This window comes from Isoptericola sp. 178 (assembly GCF_030586525.1).
Lineage (GTDB): Bacteria > Actinomycetota > Actinomycetes > Actinomycetales > Cellulomonadaceae > Isoptericola > Isoptericola sediminis.
Map to the genome: position 1 here is coordinate 131611 of NZ_JAUQYN010000004.1, position 17571 is coordinate 149181.

Annotated in this window: 7 protein-coding genes; 3 read left to right on the forward strand and 4 right to left on the reverse strand. The window is 74.5% G+C overall.

Translation table 11 applies throughout. The features are described 5' to 3' along the window. Nucleotides 1–73: 73 nt before the first annotated feature. Complete coding sequence (locus Q6349_RS13845; RefSeq protein ID WP_304604581.1) at nucleotides 74–9811, reverse strand: calcium-binding protein; 9738 nt, start codon at nucleotides 9809–9811, stop codon at nucleotides 74–76. Nucleotides 9812–10082: 271 nt separating this feature from the next. Here Q6349_RS13845 and Q6349_RS13850 point away from each other — a divergent pair, with 271 nt between their 5' ends. From Q6349_RS13850 to Q6349_RS13860, 3 genes are read left to right on the forward strand one after another with little or no spacing between them, the layout of a single operon-like run. After that, nucleotides 10083–10991, forward strand: a complete 909-nt coding sequence (locus Q6349_RS13850; protein ID WP_171245981.1) for a Sir2 family NAD-dependent protein deacetylase — start codon at nucleotides 10083–10085, stop codon at nucleotides 10989–10991. Between the two features lie 56 nt (nucleotides 10992–11047). Then, nucleotides 11048–13144, forward strand: a complete 2097-nt coding sequence (locus Q6349_RS13855) for an acyltransferase family protein (RefSeq protein ID WP_304604582.1) — start codon at nucleotides 11048–11050, stop codon at nucleotides 13142–13144. Between the two features lie 9 nt (nucleotides 13145–13153). Further along, a complete protein-coding gene (locus Q6349_RS13860; RefSeq protein WP_304604583.1) occupies nucleotides 13154–14662 on the forward strand; it encodes an NAD(P)/FAD-dependent oxidoreductase in 1509 nt (502 codons plus the stop codon). Nucleotides 14663–14672: 10 nt separating this feature from the next. Here the strand turns inward: Q6349_RS13860 and Q6349_RS13865 are convergent, their stop codons facing one another. From Q6349_RS13865 to Q6349_RS13875, 3 genes are read right to left on the reverse strand one after another with little or no spacing between them, the layout of a single operon-like run. After that, nucleotides 14673–15566, reverse strand: a complete 894-nt coding sequence (locus Q6349_RS13865; protein ID WP_304604584.1) for a DUF4097 family beta strand repeat-containing protein — start codon at nucleotides 15564–15566, stop codon at nucleotides 14673–14675. Beyond that, nucleotides 15563–16222 (reverse strand): response regulator transcription factor, encoded by a 660-nt coding sequence (locus tag Q6349_RS13870; protein WP_304604585.1) that lies wholly within the window; start codon nucleotides 16220–16222, stop codon nucleotides 15563–15565. Before Q6349_RS13870 ends, Q6349_RS13865 begins: the two co-directional genes overlap by 4 nt. After that, nucleotides 16210–17559 carry a sensor histidine kinase gene (locus tag Q6349_RS13875; RefSeq protein ID WP_304604586.1) on the reverse strand — a complete coding sequence of 450 codons (1350 nt, stop codon included), beginning with the start codon at nucleotides 17557–17559 and terminating at the stop codon, nucleotides 16210–16212. Before Q6349_RS13875 ends, Q6349_RS13870 begins: the two co-directional genes overlap by 13 nt. Between the last annotated feature and the right edge of the window lie 12 nt (nucleotides 17560–17571).

Sequence of the window (17571 nt, forward strand, 5' to 3'; positions counted from 1 at the left end):
AGGACTCCCCGGAAGTCGGCAGGACCGCAAGAATCGGCGCGGGCCGGGATATCCCGGCCCGCGCCGACCGGTGTCACGGCGCGTCGCAGGCGGCCGGGGAGTCGAAGTGCCCCGGCGTCGTCGGGAACGCGCTGCCCGACCCGTGCTCCTTCTCCCCCGGCTCGACGATCGCCAGCTCGAGGTAGGCCGAGGTGCCGTCGTCCGCGGCCTCGTCCGGCGTCCGGCCGGCGCCGGCCCCGTAGGCGACACCCTGCAGGAACGCCTTCATCGACGGGCTGTGCTGGCGGATGTCGTTCCACCCGCCGTACGCCGCGTTGCAGTGCGAGTACAGGTTGAACGCGCCGTTCCAGTCGATGAGCCGGTCGTCCTGGTCGCTCGGCCCGTTCGCCGACTCGTTGCCCTGCATCACGTCACGGTCCCGTCCGCCGTAGATCCAGTCCGTGCCGTGGTGGTGCTGGTCGTTCGTGACGTCCCCGTCGTCGGTGTTCGTCATGGTGAACCAGGCGCACGGGTCCACGACCTCGCCGAGGGTCCCCTGCGGGGTGTCGGCGAGCGTGCAGGTGACGCCCGGGTCGTCGACCGAGCCACGCGGCTTCCAGTCGAGGATGTCCGCGCCCACCACGGAGTCCGTCCCGGACCCAGGCACCGACTCCCCGCCGAAGACGAGGTCGACGTACTGGTCCTCGTCACCCCGATCCGGCGACCCGTCGGCGAGCCCGCGCCCGCCCCACAAGACGTCGGAGTCGGCACCACCGAACACGGAGTCGCCGCCGTCGTCACCGTTGGCGAGGTCGTCACCCGCGGCGCCGAACACGACGTCACGGTCGGCACCGCCACGGATCCGGTCGGCACCGCCGACGGTCTCGCCCGGGTGCGGCATCGGCGCGTCGGCCGTGTCCACCCAGGCCCGGTCCTCGACGTCGGAGAAAAGGTCGACCCGGCGGTCGAACGTGCCCGGCCGCAGCCCGGTGTACGACTCGTCCGGCACACCCTTGACCGAGACCGTGAAGGTGCCCTCCTCGGTGGTGTCGATCCACTGGCCGACGATGCCGCCGCGGTCGCCGAGGATCGTGTCCTGGCCCCCGTCGCCGAACAGCTCGTCGTCGCCGAGCCCGCCGATCACGTCGTCGGACCCGGCGTCGCCGTGCACGGTGTCGTCACCGTCCTGGCTCCACAGCCGGTCGTCGCCGGCGTCGCCGTCGATCGTGTCGTCGCCGAACGCACCGGCGGGTTCGCAGGTGTCCTGGTCCTCGGTGCAGAACCGGGTGACGCCGTCGTGCCCGGCCGGTAGCGCGTCCGGGTCGTGCAGCCGCACCGTGAACAGCCGGTCGGGGTAGGCGGGGTCACCGGTGTCCGCCGGGTAGCGGTCCGGCTCCACGCGGTCGGCCCAGCTCCCGGTGTCCTCGACCGGGTCGCGCAGCAGCGTGCCGTTGTCCCCGAGGACGACGTCGTGCTCCCCGTTGCCGGAGACCACGTCGCCCGCGTCGCGGTGGCCCGCGATCGCCGACCCGCCGATCAGGTCGTCCTGACCGTCCGGTCCCGTCTCGGCGAGGACCGACGGCGTCCCACGCCACAGGCCGGAGGGCACCGGCACGGAGTGGCCGAGCGCCGCCGCCTCGTCGCCGACGATCTCCACCACGAGCGCGTCGCCGCGGATCACGTCCGCGGCCCCGTTGCCCTCGACGTAGTCGTCGTGCGGCCCGCCGCTGAGGGCGTCGCCACCGTCCTGTCCCCAGACCAGGTCGACGCCGTTCCCGCCGGAGACGAGGTCGGCACCACCCTGCGCCGAGGCCAGGTCGTACGGGACCACCGAGCGCTGCTGCACGAGCGAGCCGTCGGTCGAGGACCGCACCAGCACCGAGGTCGTGGCCCCCTCGCCGCGCAGGATCGTCCCGTCGTCGCCGAGGATCGCGTCGTCGCCGGTCTCGCCGAACAGCAGGTCGCCGTCGTCGCCCTGCCCCGTGGATGCCCCGGTCCCGGTGCCGGGCTCGTCGGACGACGGTGTCGCCGCCGGGGTCGTCGACCCGCCCACGAGGTCGTCGTCGCCGGGTCCGCCCTCGACCCAGTCGACACCCGGTCCGCCCTCGACGGCGTCGTCCGCGCCGCCGCCGTCGAGCCGGTCGGGGTCGGCCTGGCCGAGGAGCACGTCCTCGTCGCCGTCGCCGCGCAGCCAGTCGTCCCCGGCGTCGTCGCCGTCGGCGGCCACGCCCAGGTCGAGCAGCCGGATCGTGCGCGGCTCCGTCGTCCCGCGGTCGCGGCCCAGCAGCAGCGGGGTCACCGCACCGTCCGCGGCGACGGTGACCACACCGTTGTCGCCGAGCATCACGTCGCCCTCGGACCCGCCGCGCAGGGTGTCGCCGTCGTCCGGCTGGCCCTCGGTGCCGGCGCCGCCGGGCTCCCCGGTGCCGAGCGGCGTCACGCTGCCGCCCACCACGTCGTCCCGGCCCGCCTCGCCGAACACGGTGTCCTCGCCGCGCCCGCCGATCGTCAGGTCGTCCTCGGGTCCGCCCCAGAGCGTGTCCCCGGCGCCCTGGCCGAAGATCGCGTCGTCGTCGGCGCCGCCGTACAGCCGGTCGGGCCCGGAGGTGCTCGCCGGCGGGGACGAACCCGTCTCGTGCTCGACGAGCACGCGGTCGGCGGTGTCGCGGCCGGCCAGCACCGGTGCCCCGGGCGCGCCGGGCGCGGCCCGTTCGATGGTCATGTTGTCGCCTGCGATCACGTCCGCCCCGGCGTCGCCGAACACCCGGTCGTCGGTGTCGGCCCGCCCGGCGGCACGGGTGCCGCCGACCAGCATGTCGTCGGCGCCACCACCGGACACGACGTCGGACCCGGCGTTGCCCTCGGCGACGTCCTCCTCGCCGTGCCCGTAGATCACGTCCGGGCCGGCGTTGCCGTAGAGCAGGTCCGGCCCGCTCTCGCCGTGGACGACGTCCTTCGCGCTGCCGCCCCAGACCTGGTCGGCCCCGGCGCCGGCGAACACCGTGTCGGTCCCGGACTGGCCGCACCCGCGGTCGTCCGCGGCCCGCAGCTCGAGCCGGTCGGCCCCGCCGCCGGCACGCACCACGTCCACGCCGATACCGCCGAGGATCAGGTCGTCGTCGTCCGCCGCGTTCGGCGCACCGGGCTCGTCCGCGTCCGGCATGTCGGAGTCGCTCGCCACCGGGTCGCCGGCGACGCACAGCTCGCCGGGCCGGTAGGCGTCGCCCCAGGCCTGCGCGCCACCGTCGCCGCCGACGACGTGGTCGCGGTCGGCACCGCCGACCAGCACGTCCTCCTGCGGCACGGCGTCCTCCGGCAGCGGCAGGCGGGTGACCTCGTGGTCCGGGCCGAACCCGTCGTCGCCGGTGCCGAACGAGAGCTCGTGCGGCTCGGCGAGCACGTAGTCGTCGTCCGGGCCGCCGAACACCCAGTCCCCGCCGAAGCCGCCGGACAGGATGTCCTCGTCGGCCCCGCCGAACAGGTACGCGCGCTGCGGCGGCGGGCTGCCCAGCGACCCCGCCTGGACGACGTCGCGGACCGTCGAGCCGATGACCAGGTCGTTGCCGGCCCCGGTGTCGACGTTGTTGGCCTGCGCCGGGTCGTCCACGCTGTCCGGACGTCCGTCGCCGTCGGCGAGCGCCCCGAGCTGGGCCGCGCTGAGCGCGGACCCCGGGGTGTACGCCTCGCCCTGGATCGTGACGTCGGCGTTCGCGCCGAACGGCAGGTCGGCCCGCTGACCGGTGAAGACGATGTCGTCCCCGGGGCCGGCGGTGATGCGGTCGGCACCGTGGCCGCCGGCCAGCAGGTTCGTCGCCCCGCCGCGGTCGGCGCCCTGCTCGCCGACGACGCCGATGACGTCGTCCCCGCCGTTGCCCCAGACCACGTTGCGGTTCAGGCCGACGTTGACGGTGTCGTCACCGCCGCCGTCCTGCTCGCCGGGGTCGCCGAGGGCGACGGCCACCTCGACGCCGTCGACGGTCGCGACCGTGGCGTCGAGCGTGGTGTCCCCCGCGACGAACGCGCGGCCCTGCGCGGTGCCGATCGTGTCGTCGTCCGCGCCGCCGGAGACCCGCACGGTGACGCCGTCCGGGTTGGCGGTCACGACCTTGTCGTCGCCGCCCCGGGCGTCGACCCAGGCCGGGCCGATGTCGGTGCGGATCACGTCGTCGGCCTCGGATCCGCGCACGACGACGGCGGTGCGGAAGCCGGCGGCCACCTCGCTGCCGACGTCACCCGGGTCGTCCCCGGGCGGCGGCGCCTCGCTGTCCCCGACGAACGAGACCTGCAGCGGCGTCTGCTTGCCCTGACCGTCGAGCAGGACGCGGTCGACCTCGCCGTCGAAGCTGGAGGTGAACCCGCTCCACTGCACGGTGTAGCCGACGACGGGCCAGCCGCCCTCGGGCTCGGTCCCCGCGGAGTAGTCGTGGCGCTCGATGACGGTGAACACCTCGGCGTCGTCCTCGGGGTCCTCGTGCGCGTCCCACGCGGAGTCGCCGCGCTTGCCGTCCACGCCGAGCCGGCCCGCGTAGACCACGAGGTAGTCGGTGCCGTCGACCTCGTCCACCGCGCCCAGGGTCGGCGGCGGGGGCTCGCAGTCGGGTTCCGCGGAGAAGTCGAGCAGGGTGATGTCCGCGATCGTCTGGGTGAAGCTCACCGAGAAGATGCTCACGCCGAGCGTGATCCCGAGCCGCAGGAACAGGTACACGCGCCCGCTCATCGTGAACAGGCAGATCGGACTGCGCTTGACCTGCTCCCCGATCTCGGACAGGCGGAACTTGCCGTCGTCGTTCGGGTCGTTCCAGAAGAACGAGATCGTGAGCCCGACGCCGCCGGTGAGACTGACCTCGATGACCACCAGCGACACCGCGACGCCCGCGGCCAGCTCGCCGTAGAACGTCAGCACCGGCACCGGCTTGCCGTCGAGGTCGGTGGTGGCGAAGTACAGCGAGTCGAGGGCGTCCAGCACGCCGACGCCGGTGCCGTCGCGCCAGGCCTCGACGGCCTTGCGCAGCCCGTAGGTGTCCAGGCCGGCGATGATGCGCGCCTCGACGCCCGCGGACCCCGACAGGGTGATGAGCACCGGCGGCGGTGCGTACACCGGGCCGAAGGACTGCTTCATCGAGAAGCCGAGCTTCAGGGGCCCGGAATCGAACCGCACGATCTCGACGTCGCCGCCGACGAGCAGGTTCGCGACCTGCTCGGGCTGCTCGAGGAACGTGAAGGTGAACCCGTAGCGCTCGGAGTCGAAGCCCGCCGTCGTGATGTTGGTCGGGCTGAGGTCCGCGACGACCTGAGCGGCCCCGCCGGTCGGCGCCGGCCCGGCGGCGTAGGACGCCTTGAGCTTCTCGAGCTGGTCCGGGGTCGCCGCCGTCGTCTTCGCCGCGGCGCCGTCGAGCGCCAGGTCGCCGATCGGCAGGATGACGCCGCCGTCCTCCGGGGCCGCGCTGCTGAGGAGGTCGTCGACCGTGTTCGCCGTCTCGACGATCTGCAGGATCGTCTTCACGGCGGTGACGTCCGTGCCGCCCGCCAGCGTGCTGTACAGCTCGGCGAGCGTCACGAGCGAGATCTCCGGTCCGCCGGCGGCCTGCGACAGGTCCGTCAGCACCGGGATGGGCGCGTAGAGGGTGTCGATGATCGGGCGCAGCGGGTCGATCGCCTGGTTGATGGTGTCGATCGCCGGCTTGATCTGCCCGCTGAGGAACTGCCCGAGGTCGAGCCCGATGTCCGTGAAGGCGATCGACGGCGTCCCCACGACGCCGTTGGAGGCGTTGCCGAACGTCGGTGCGTACGTCCCGGCGTCGTCGGGTGCCTCGCACTCGGACCCGGAGCCGCCGCCCCCGCCGCCCCCGCCGCTCTCCCAGCCCACCGACCAGCGCAGGCAGAAGTCGGTGGCGATGCCGGGTAGCGTCTGCCCGTCCATCTCGGGTGCCGCGGCCAGCGCCCAGAACACGTCGATGTCGAACGAGGCGGCCAGGTCCACGTGGTCACGCGGCGAGGAGACGAGGTCGGCCACGGGCAGCGCCTCGAGGTCCTCGCCGTCGATGGTGATCGCGTCCGGGGTACCGGTCAGGTCGATGCTGAGCTCGGCCTGCAGCTCGTCGGACGCCGCGTCCTTCTTGTCGGCCGTGACCTGCAGCACCGCGAGCTCCGCCTGGAGGTCGGGGTCCGACCCGGCGTCCTCGAGCCGGGCCGTGGCGACGGCGTAGCCCTCGGGCACGTCGTCGTCGCCGTTGTCGGTGAGCAGCACGACGCCGGACTCCTTGTCCAGCGCCAGCCGGACCCGGAAGCCGTAGTCGAGGCTGACCCCGACGCCGCCGGCGCCGTCGGCCGCGCTCGCCCGCAGCGCCAGCCCGGGGATGCCCAGGTCGAGCGGCACGGTCTCGGAGAACTCCGGGGCGCCGGCGTCGCCGCCGCTGCCCGGGTCGTAGGCCCACTCCAGGACGATCGTGTCGATCGCCCGCACGTTCGCGGTGCAGTCGGCCTGCGGGTAGTCGGCCTCGGCCGGGTCGTCGGGCGCCGCGGACGGGGTCCCGGTGCCGTCGTCGACGTAGCTCGCGCCGGCCACGTCGGAGATCTGCTCCCAGGTGGTGCCGCCGTCGGTGCTGCGCACCACGTAGTAGCCGGTGGCACGCGGGTTCTCCGTCCAGGTCAGCTCGTTGCGCGGGCCCTCCGCGGCGAGGGCCGCGTCGTTGTCGACGGAGTCCGTGCCGGACCAGCCGGTGGGGTCCCCGTCGGCGTTGTGCGCCACGATCGCGTACGTGTAGGTCGTGTCCGCCGTGACCGTGTCGACGGCGGAGACGGACAGACCCGTCGCGGGCTCCAGCAGGCCGCAGTACTCGCTCAAGGTCACCCCGGGCGCGGACTCGAGCGTCGCCTTGGCGTCGGCGTAGCCGGTCTCCAGCGCCGCGTCGGTGTCCTCGACGAGCTGCTCGATCTCGGTCCGGGCGTCCTCCAGCGTCGTGGCGGCGTCGGCGAGCTGCTGGCCGATGAGGGGGAAGTTCCCGCCGCCGCTGAGCGTCTGCAGCGCCTCGGAGACGATCCCGAGGTAGGTCAGCAGCGACTCCGGCAGCGCGAGCAGGTCGAGCTCGGAGTCGTAGAGCAGCGCCGTGAGGTCGCCCAGGTCGTCGGGCAGGTCGATGTCGGGGGCCGGCAGCGCCTCGCCGCCGCTGAGCGTCCCGTCACCGGGCAGGTCCTGGGTGACCGACAGCGTGCCGAGCGAGGTGCCGACGACGGACACGGGCGCGTCCACGCAGAGCAGCCGCGGCCCGCCGGAGCAGTCGTCGGTGCCGGTCAGGGACAGGTCACCGCCGAGCAGGTCCCCGAGCCCGACGGCGCCGGAGGCCCCGTAGGAGCCGGTCAGCCCGACGGCACCGAGCGTGCCGCCGTCGCCGAGCTGGGCGGACAGGCCCGCCACGGACACGGCGAACTGCCCGTCGACGGACCCGCTGGCCGACGCCGTGACGTTCGGGTCGACGACGCGCAGGGTGGCGGCGTCCCCGGCGTCCTCGAAGGGCGTGCCGAGGGAGACCGCGAGCCCCGCGCTGGCGTCGACCTCGGCGGACAGGTCCACCTCGGCGTCGGCGTTCGCGCTGACCAGCGGCACGTCCCCGAGGTCGAAGGAGAGCGGCGCGGACGTCTGGTACGACCGGGCGACCGCGACGTCGAGCACGAGCGCCGGGGTGCCGTCGACCTCGGTGAGCTCGACGGGCAGGTCGGCGCCGATGGCGTCCTCGAGCAGCCCCAGCAGGTCCTGCAGGTTCTCCGGCGGCGTGGTGCTGACCTCCTCCAGCACGGCCGAGAGCTCGGTCGCCGTGGCCAGCCCGTCCGAGGCGCCGGTGAGCACGTCGCCGATGCTCGTGTCGACCAGCGGCAGCGAGACGTCCGCGGTGTCCCCGAGCAGGTCGGTGGAGCGCAGCCCGGCGTCGAAAAGCGTCAGGACGGTGAGCAGCCGGCCGAGCATCGCCAGGGGGTCGTCGGTGTCGACGTCGAGGGCGAGCAGGTCGGTCAGCCCCGACTCGATCGTGGGCGTGCAGGAGTCCGGGATCTGGGTCACGTCGCAGTCGACGGAGAAGGTGGCGGCGCCGCCGTCGGAGCTGAAGCTGCGCCCCTCGAGCGGCACGTCCACCTGGCCCGAGCCGGTGACGTGCAGGTCCACGGCGGCCGTCACGCCGGACGGCACCGCGGTGATCTCGTCCATCACCTCACCCAGCGTCCGGTACTCGGTGCCGCCGAGGGCCAGGGTCAGCATCGGGTCGCCCCCGGTCTCGGGCCCGACGGCGAGGCTGCCGTCCACCTCCACGCCGACGAACCCGATCTGCCCGGCCGTGGTGAAGCTGGCGGTGATCGGGAAGGAGGCCGAGGCCGTGGCCGAGCGGAACAGCATCCGGTCGATACCGATGGGTGCCTCGTCGTAATAGGCGACGACCTCCCCGTCGGGGCCGGTCTGCGGCTGCGGCTCGTCGAACACGACGGGGTCCTGCAGGTCGAGGGCGAGCTCGATCTCGACGCTGTAGTCGCGGGTGGTCTGGGCACCCGGGGTCTGCTCCGGCTCGTTCGCCCCGGTGACCTGCTGGCCCCCGGGCGCCGTGAGCAGGTTGCCGAGCTCGACCAGACCGGTCTTGACGCCGGCCTCCTCGGCGCCGGGCGTGGGCACGAACAGGTCGCCGGGGCCCTCGTCGCTGCGGGTGAACGTCAGGGTGAAGGGCAGCCGGTGGTTCGTGGCGTCGTAGTCCGCGACGGCGACGCCGAGGCCGGTGCCGGAGGCGTTGATCGCGGTGAAGAGCTCCTCGAGGCTGGTCCACGAGGGGATCCCGGCGTCGTCGCCCTCCTGGGGGATCTCGTCGGTGAGGAACGTCGTGAGGTTCTCCGCCAGGTGCACGGCGTCCGCCGCCGTGCCGCGCATGAACGGCAGGTCGACGTTGTCCGGGGTGCGCTGCATCGCCACGACGGTCGACTTGAGCAGCACGAGCCCCTCGGCGACGTCCCGCTGGGACATGTTGAGGAAGTCGCCGAGGACGTCGAAGTCGGCGTCGGGCGTGACGCTGAGCGTCGCGGCGTCGCTCAGGTCGGTCCAGGTGAAGGCGATGCCGCCCGCGACGGCGGGGACGTACCCGGCCTCGGTGGTGACCGTGAGGTTCCCGCTCGCGGAGGACGACGTCAGCTCGACGGTGCTCAGGCCGACGGCGGACCCGTCGACGGACAGCTCGCCGTCCCCGGGCGTGCCGTCCGTGCCGGCGAAGGCCAGCCGCCCGTCGCCGTCGGGGTCGTCGAGCGTCCCGCCGTAGGTCGCGTGCAGCGCGACGTCGTCGCTGGTGATCTGGCCACCGACGAGGCCGACCGAGGTGGCGACGGCACCGCCGAACCCGTCGAGGTCGACGGTGGCGAAGAGCTCGGGAGCGTCCGCCCCGGTCGCGACGACGAAGTACTCGTCGGTGCCGCCGACCTCCTCCGAGCCGACCGTGAACTCGAGCCCCACGCTCACCGCCACCGTGACCTCGCCCGGACCCGAGGACAGCGGAAATCCCGGTTCGAGCGAGAACGCGGCCGGGACGTCCTGACTGACCTCGAGTCGGTAGCGGCCGCCCCCCAGGGCGGACAGGTCGTTGCCGAACCCGGTGTCCGCGTCGGCCAGCACCTGCGCCGGGGACACGTTGACCACCGGCAGGGGGGTCGCCCAGACCTCTTGCTCGGCGAATCCGAGGGCCCACGCGGCGACGTCCTCGGCGAAGTCGTCCACCGGATCGGCGTACGCCGGTGGTGCGACGAGCACCGTCGCGGTGACGGCTGCTGCAGTGACGATCCCGATGCCGGCCGACTCGCGCAGTCTGCGCATGTCCCGCTCCCGCGTCCTGGTCCGCCCTCGGTGGTGGGCGGACTCGACAGTGCCCCCGCGCTGCGTACAAGACACCACGCTTCCTGTGATCCAGGTCACTCGCTGGCGCGGCCGGCGATTTCACCCCTGGTCGGAGCCTCGGCGCGACGGCGACCGTCGTGGTGACGACCCGGGACATCCGTCCGCGGACCGACGCCCGGGTGACCCGCACGACAGCCGGGGCGTGACCCGAGCCACCGCTCCGGAGGTCCGGTCGTCGTACGCTCGACGGGTGGAACCCGCCGCCCGACCGCTCGCGCCGACGTATCAGGAACGTCGCTGGGAGCTGCCGCCCGACGCGGTGATCCAGCACGGGGACGTCGTCGACGCGGCGCGCCTGCTGCGGGGCGGCACGTTCACGGCGCTGACGGGCGCCGGCATCTCCACCGACTCGGGGATCCCCGACTACCGCAGCCCCGACTCCCCGCCCCGCAACCCCATGACATACCAGCAGTTCGTCGGCGACCCGGACTTCCGCCGGCACTACTGGGCTCGCAACCACGTCGGGTGGCGGCACGTGCACCGCACCCACCCGAACGAGGGCCACCGGGTGCTGGCCGACCTCGAGGACCGCGGCATCGTGCGCGGGGTCATCACCCAGAACGTCGACCTGCTGCACGAGGACGCGGGGTCACGCACCGTCATCGACCTGCACGGACGCTACGACTCGGTCGTCTGCCTGAGCTGCGGCCGCACCATCTCCCGCGCCCATCTGGCCGAGCGTCTCGACGCCCTGAACCCGGGGTTCATCGAGTCCGTGCTCGACGGCGGCACCACCGTCGCCGACGTGGAGGTCGCCCCCGACGCGGACGCCGTCATCGCCCGCACCTCCCACTTCAACCCGGCCGACTGCGAGTTCTGCGGCGGGGTGCTCAAGCCCGAGATCGTCTACTTCGGCGAGAACGTGCCGCGCGAGCGGGTCGAGCGAGCCTTCGCGCTCGTCGAGTCGGCCGACGCCCTGCTCGTGGCCGGCACGAGCCTGACGGTGATGAGCGGCCTGCGCTTCGTGCGCCGCGCCGCCAAGAACGGTCAGCCCGTCGTCATCGTCAACCGCGGCGAGACCCGGGGCGACCCGCTGGCCACCGTCAAGGTGGACGCCGGGGCGAGCGAGACGCTCGCGGCGCTGGCCGAGCTGCTCTGAGCCGGCGACCGACCGCCGGGCCGCCGCTCCCAGCCGTGGATGAGATGCTCTGACCCGTGTCCACCCCCTCCTCCCCGCGGACCGACATCCAGGGTCTGCGTGCCGTCGCCGTCGCCGCGGTGCTCGGCTTCCACCTGTGGCCGGCCGCGGTCACCGGCGGGTACGTCGGCGTGGACGTGTTCTTCGTCGTCTCCGGGTTCCTCATCACCAGCCACCTGCTGCGGCGCCCGATCCGCAGCGGCCGCGACCTGCTGGACTTCTGGGGACGACGCGTCCGCCGCCTGATCCCGGCCGCCAGCCTCGTCCTGCTCGTCACCCTGGTCGCCGCCGCCGTGTGGCTGCCCGTCACCGCGCTGGCGCAGGTCGGCCGGGAGGTGCTCGCCTCGGCGCTGTACGTGGAGAACTGGGTGCTGGCCGCGAGCGAGACGGACTACCTGGCGGCGGACCAGCTGCACTCCCCCGTCCAGCACTACTGGTCGCTGTCCATCGAGGAGCAGTTCTACCTGCTGTGGCCCCTGCTCCTCGCCGCCGTCGCCTGGCTCGGCGTGCGCCTCGGCCGCCGCGCTGGCAGCCCGGGACGCCTCGACGGCGAGCGCCCGACGGCGGTCCTCGCGGTCGCGCTGACCGGCACGGTCGTCGTGGCGTCCCTCGGCTGGTCGGTGTGGGCCACCCGGGTCGAGCCGGCCGCCGCCTACTTCGTGTCGACGACCCGGTTCTGGGAGCTCGGGCTCGGCGGCCTGCTCGCCGCGGTGCTCGCCGTCCGCGCCGGCACATCGCGCATGCTGCTGCGCCACGACGGGGTGCGCGCCGCGACCGCCTGGCTCGGTCTGGCGATGATCGTCGCGGCCGTCCTCGCCTACGACTCCGCCACCGCGTTCCCGGGCTACACGGCGCTGCTGCCGACCGTGGGCACCGCGCTGGTCATCGCCGCGGACGCCGACGACACCCGCACCGGCCCCGGCGCCCTGCTGCGCGTGCGGCCGGTGCAGTGGCTGGGCGACACCTCCTACTCGGCCTACCTGTGGCACTGGCCGCTCGTGGTCATCGTGCCGTTCGCGATCGGGCGCGAGCTGACCGCCGCCGACATGCTCGCGGTGCTCGCGGTGACGCTGCTGCTGGCCGCGGTCTCCCGCCGGTACGTGGAGGAGCGCCTGCGCTGGCAGCCGCTGCTGACCCGGCGGCTCGCCGCCACGTTCGTCCTGCTCGCCGGGACCGTCGTCGTGGTCGGCGGCACCGCCGCGGCCGTGACCGCGCAGGCCACCGCGGACGAGCGCGAGGCGATCACCGAGGCCCGGGCCGCCGTCGCCGAGGCCGCCCCGTGCGTGGGCGCCACCGTGGTGCGGGACGACTCCTGCGCGGACCCGGGCCTGGTCTGGCCGCCCGAGGCCGCCGCCGACGACAAGCCCGCCGTGTACGACGACGGCTGCTGGAACAACTCACCCTTCACCACGCGGAACACCTGCACCTACGGCGAGGAGGAGGACCCGACGGCGCGGATCGCCCTGGTGGGCAACTCCCACGCCGGGCACTGGCTGCCCGCGCTCGAGGACGCGATCGCCACCGAGGGCTGGCGCCTCGACACCTACCTGCAGTCCGTCTGCTACACCGTCGACCTGCCCCTGGAACTCCCCGGGGAGGGCGTCTCCGAGGCCTGCCGGGACACCAACCGGTGGGCCGTGGACAGCATCGTCGGCGGCGACTACGACCTGGTGATCATGTCGAACCGCACCCACCAGCCGTTGGCGGACGTGGCACCGCAGGACCAGGAACGCGTCGCCCAGGAGGCCTACGCCGAGACCCTGGCGACGTTCACCGACGCCGGGCTGCCCGTCGTCGTCCTGCGCGACACCCCGGCGATGCCCGAGGACGTGCCGGACTGCCTCACCCAGCACCGCGACGACCCGGACGCCTGCGGCGCGCCGCCGGAGGTGGCGCTGGAGCCGGACCCCCTGGCCGCGGCCGCGAGCGCCGACACCACCGGTGCGGTGAGCGTCACCAGCGTCGAGGACCTCATGTGCGACGACGTCTGCCACCCGGTGGTCGGCGGCGTCACGGCGTACTTCGACCACGGGCACCTGACGACGACGTTCGCCCGGACCCTGGCCCCCGAGGTCGCGGGGGCCGTGCGCGCGGGGCTGCGCCAGGAGTCCTAGGCTTCCTGCATGGAGGACGTGGTCGTCGTCGGGTCGGGCCCGAACGGCCTGGCTGCCGCCGTCACGCTCGCCCGGGTCGGACTGTCCGTGACGGTGCTCGAGGCGTTGCCCACGGCGGGCGGCGGTGCCCGCACGCTGGACCTCGACCTGGCACCCGGGCTGACGTACGACGTCTGCTCGGCCGTGCACCCCATGGCGTGGGCGTCACCGTTCTTCCGTGCCTTCGACCTGCCCGCCCACGGCGTCGAGCTGGTCACCCCCGAGATCTCCTACGCCCAGCCGCTGCCCGACGGCCGGGCCGGGATCGCCTACCGCGACCTGGAGCGCACGGCCGACCGGCTCGGGGTCGACGGCGGCGCCTGGCGGTCCCTGCTGGGGCCGCTGGCCGCGCGCTGGGAGGCGGTGGTCGCCGTCGGGATGAGCGACAAGCGGTCGCTGCCCCGGGGGGTGGCCGACGTCGGTGGCCTGCTCGGTGCCGCGCAGTTCGGGGCGGCGATGCTCGAGCAGGGCACGGGGGCGTGGAGCGCCCGGTTCCGCACCGAGGAGGCCGCCGCGCTGCTCACCGGTGTCGCGGCGCACACGATCGCCCCGATGCCGTCGCTCGGGGCGGCGGGCACCGCGCTGCTGCTCGGGGCGCTGGGTCACGCCGTCCCCGACGGCGCCGGCACGTCCCCGGGCGGCGCGACCTCGGCAGGGTTCGACGGCGGCTGGCCGATCCCGCGCGGGGGGTCCGGCGCGATCGCGGCGGCGCTGGTGGCCGACCTGGAGGCGCACGGCGGCACCGTCGTCACCGACCACCCCGTGCGGGTGTGCACGGACCTGCCCTCGGCGCACGTGTACCTGTTCGACACCCCGGCGAGCACGCTGCTCGACGTCATCGGCGACGCCCTGTTCCCCACCTGCCGGCGCGCCCTGTCGCGGTTCCCCGCGGGCAACGCGGCGGCCAAGGTCGACCTGGTGCTCGACGGACCGGTGCCCTGGGCGGACCCGGAGGTCGCGCGGGCGGGCACGGTGCACGTGGGCGGCACCCGGGCGGAGATGGCGTGGGCGGAGGCGGCGGTCGCCGCGGGCGACCACGCGGCGGCGCCGGTGTGCCTGGTCAGCGACCCGTCGGTGGCCGACCCGTCGCGGGAGGTCGGCGGCCTGCGGCCGGTGTGGGCGTACACGCACGTGCCCGCCGGGTCGACCCGGGACGTCACGGACGTGGTCGTCGACCAGCTGGAGCGGTTCGCCCCCGGGGTGCGCGACGCCGTCGTCGCCTCCCGGTGCACCCCCGCGGCCGAGCTGGCCGGGCACAACCCGAACCTCGTCGACGGCGACATCGCGGGCGGGCGGACCAGCCTGTGGCGCATGATCGCGCGGCCCACCGCGGCGGCGAACCCCTACCGGCAGGCGGGGCACGTCTACCTGTGCTCGGCGTCGACGCCCCCGGGGCCCGGCGTGCACGGCATGTCCGGCTGGCACGCCGCACGCCGGGCCGCGTACGAGGTCTTCGGGATCCGTATCCCGGCGATCTGAGGCGGCCGCGTCAGGGCGCCCGGTAGGCGACGTCCCCGTTCGAGCTGTGGATCTCCACGGTCCGCGACGCCCCCGGGTCGGTCGGGGCCTCGATGACCTGTTCGCCGTTGGACGTCTCGATGGTCAGCGCCACCGGCTCGCCGTCGCCGACCACGGTGACGTCGCCGTTGCTCGTCCGGGCCACGACGTCGCCGGCGGCGCCCGAGACGTCGATCTCGCCGTTGGAGGTCCGGGCCTCGGCGTCCCCGCCGACGTCCCGCAGCTCGACGTCGCCGTTGGAGGACCGGGCGACGACCCCGCCGGCGGCGTCCACGACGCCGATCCGGCCGTTCGAGGACTGCACGTCGACGTCCCCGCCGACCCGGGTCGCGTCGATCTCGCCGTTCGAGGTCCGCGCCTCCAACGAACCGCCGAGGTCCGTCGCGACCACGTCGCCGTTGGACGTCTGCAGCTCGACGGCGCCCGTCGGCCCCTCGGCCCGCACCTCGCCGTTGGCGGTGTGGACCATCACCACCGTGTCGGCCGGCACCACGGCGTGCAGCTCCCCGGCGCAGGTCCACGACCACCACACCCGGTCCGGGCAGATGTTCTCCAGCACCAGCGACCCGTCACCGGTCGCGACCGTGTACTCCGGGGTGGCCAGTCCGCCGCGGGAGACGACCTCGACGCTCACGTCCGTGGCGTCGTCGTCGGCCCGCACGGTCACGTCGCCGTCGGCGACCAGCTCCACCTGCCCGACGGGGTCGTAGGACTCCAGGTCGGTGCGCGTCTCGGACAGCGCCCGGTCCACCAGGAGCAGGGCGGCCCAGGCCACCATCAGCACGCCGACGACGACGCCGATCGTGAGGAGTACCCGGGCCGCGCCGCTGCGGCGCGGCTCCGAGGGGGACAGGTCCTGGCTCATCGTGCGTCTCCGTTCCGGTCGAGCCAGCGCAGCACCGCCAGGACGCGGCGGTGCGTGTCCGCGTCCACGGGCAGCCCCAGCTTGGTGAGGATGTTGGTCACGTGCTTCTCCACGGCCGCGGACCCGACGACGAGCCGGTCCGCGATCGCGGAGTTGGACAGTCCTTCGGCCATGAGCCCGAGGACCTCGCGCTCCCGGGCGGTGAGGTCGTCCAGGTCGTGCCGGGATCGGGCGAGCACCTGCGAGACGACCTCGGGGTCGAGGACGGTGCCGCCGGCGGCGACCCGCGCGACGGCGTCGAGGAACTCGTCGACGTCGGCCACGCGGTCCTTGAGGACGTAGCCCACCGAGCGGGTGCCGTGCGTGAACAGCTCGGCGGCGTACCGCTGCTCGACGTACTGCGAGAGCACGAGCACGGGCAGCTCCGGATACAGGCTGCGCAGGTGCACGGCGGCACGCAGACCCTCGTCGGTGTGCGAGGGCGGCATCCGCACGTCGGTGACGAGCAGGTCCGGCAGCGACGAGCCCGGCGCGGTGAGGGCGGCGACCATCTCCTCGGCGGTGCGGTGCCCGACGACGTCGTGCCCCTCGGTCTGCAGCAACCGGGTCAGGCCGTCCAGGAGCAGGACGGAGTCCTCGGCGATCACGACACGCACGGCAGCTCCACTCGCAGACGGGTGCCCGCACCGGGCGGGCTGGTCAGGTCGAACGTGCCGTCCAGGGCGGCGACACGGCCGCGCAGGCCGGCCAGCCCGGAGCCGGGACGCGCCTCGGCGCCGCCGCGGCCGTCGTCGGACACCTCGACCAGCAGGCGGTCGGTGCCCTCGGCGACGGGGACGACGGCGGCACGCACGTGGGCGCGGGTGGCCGCGGCATGCCGGGCGACGTTGGTCAGCGCCTCGGCGACGACGAAGTAGGCGGCGGCCTGCACCCCGGCGCCCACGGCGTCCAGGCCGGGGCCGGCCTCCACCCGGACCGGCACGGGGCTGCGTGCCGCGAGCGCCGACAGGGCGTCGTCCAGGCCGCGGTCGGCGAGCACCGCCGGATGGATGCCGCGGACGAGGTCGCGCAGCTCGGCCAGGGTCTCCTTGACCTCGGCGTGCGCGTGCTCGACGGCCGCCACCGCGGCCGACGGGTCCCGGTCGGCAGCGCGGCGGGCCGAGCCGAGCGCGACACCGAGGGCGACGAGACGCTGCTGGGCGCCGTCGTGCAGGTCCCGCTCGATGCGGCGCCGTTCGGCGTCGGCCGCCTCCAGGGCGGCGGCACGGGTGGCGGTGAGCTCGACGGCACGCTGCCGGGCCGTGGCGGCATCGGTCTCGGCAGCGCGCGCCTCGGCCTCGGCGGCGCGCTGTGCGGTACGTGCCTCGGCCGCCGGGGAGACGCCGAGCATCGCCTGGGCCAACGCGGTCGTCGCCAGGGTGCCGAGCTGGGCCAGGACGGCGGCGAACCAGGCGAGCACGACGGCGATCGGCACCGCCCACAGCGCGGTGAGATCAGCCTCGGTCACGCGGCGCGCCCCGAGGACGACGGCCGCGACAGCACCGCTCGCCGCGGCCACGGCGAGCGTGAGGAACACGGTCGCCACGACCAGTCCGGCCAGGGTGTACGCCGTGGCGAGCCAGCCGCGCCGGTCGGCGAGCTCCGCCGTCGTCCACCCCCACCAGCCGGGCCGGGTCGGGCGCCGCCGTCCCGGGTCGCGCAGCACGACGCCGGTCTGGGCGGCGAGGCGAGCACGCTCGGCGGTGGCGAACCACCGGGCCACCCACAGGGCCGGCGGCAGCAGGAGGAGGCCGAGCCCGAGCGCGGGCACGAGGGAGGCCGCCACGAGCACGAGGTCGAAGACCACCAGGCCCACGGAGACGAGCCAGAGGTAACCCAGCGCGAGCTGGGCGAGGCCGCGCCAGGTGGCCCCCGCCCAGGGTGCACGCAGCAGCCCCGGCAGGCTCGTGACGGCCGGCGCGGTGTCGCGCGGTGCCGCAGGTGTGCTGGTCATGTCCTCGACACT

What these genes read in the sequence shown, in the direction of transcription:
- Q6349_RS13845 (WP_304604581.1), bottom strand. Translation starts at nt 9,811, where the DNA reads ATGCGCAGACTGCGCGAGTCGGCCGGCATCGGGATCGTCACTGCAGCA.
- Q6349_RS13860 (WP_304604583.1), top strand. Translation starts at nt 13,154, where the DNA reads ATGGAGGACGTGGTCGTCGTCGGGTCGGGCCCGAACGGCCTGGCTGCC.
- Q6349_RS13865 (WP_304604584.1), bottom strand. Translation starts at nt 15,566, where the DNA reads ATGAGCCAGGACCTGTCCCCCTCGGAGCCGCGCCGCAGCGGCGCGGCC.
- Q6349_RS13875 (WP_304604586.1), bottom strand. Translation starts at nt 17,559, where the DNA reads ATGACCAGCACACCTGCGGCACCGCGCGACACCGCGCCGGCCGTCACG.